The sequence below is a fragment of the Methylobacterium sp. E-065 genome (assembly GCF_022829605.1).
In the GTDB taxonomy this organism is placed as follows: Bacteria; Pseudomonadota; Alphaproteobacteria; order Rhizobiales; family Beijerinckiaceae; genus Methylobacterium.
Genome location: NZ_JAKSYD010000072.1, coordinates 1 through 411 on the forward strand (window position 1 = coordinate 1; position 411 = coordinate 411).

Consider the following 411-nt stretch of genomic DNA (forward strand, 5'->3'; position numbering starts at 1 on the left):
TCTCGGGCGGAGTCGTCCTGGTGGGCGGCACCCTCTCGGTCGCGCGTGACGCCAACCTCGGCGCCCCCAGCGGCCCCCTCGCCTTCGACGGCGGAACCCTCCAGATCACCGGAACCGCCTTCGCCACCACGGCCCGACCGACCCTCCGGGGGCCAGATGGACGGGCAGTGCCGCGAACATTGGCCCGGCCAGCTGGGTCCGGCAGGTGGTCCAAGCCATAGATGACGCAGCTGAGATCGAGGGCCAGCAGTACCGCGCCCGGAAGCGCGGGCGGGGCGACCGCGGGCGCTTGTTCTGGGAGGCCGCAGACCAGTTCGCCTTGGCCTTCATGGTGTCCGTGCAGTTGGCTGGCGAGCACACCGCGATCCGATTTGGCACCAGGCGCTCGGCCTGGGCCGCGGCGCTGCATGC

1 protein-coding gene and 1 pseudogene are annotated in these 411 nt (G+C 72.0%); both read left to right on the forward strand.

Features of this window, described 5'->3' with window-relative positions:
* A pseudogene (locus tag MKK84_RS06880) lies at positions 1-221 on the forward strand (hypothetical protein); the annotation flags it as partial.
* Positions 206-411 (forward strand): hypothetical protein (locus tag MKK84_RS06885; RefSeq protein WP_243917927.1); only part of this gene is annotated, 206 nt, incomplete at its 3' end. The pseudogene MKK84_RS06880 and the gene MKK84_RS06885, both read left to right, overlap by 16 nt.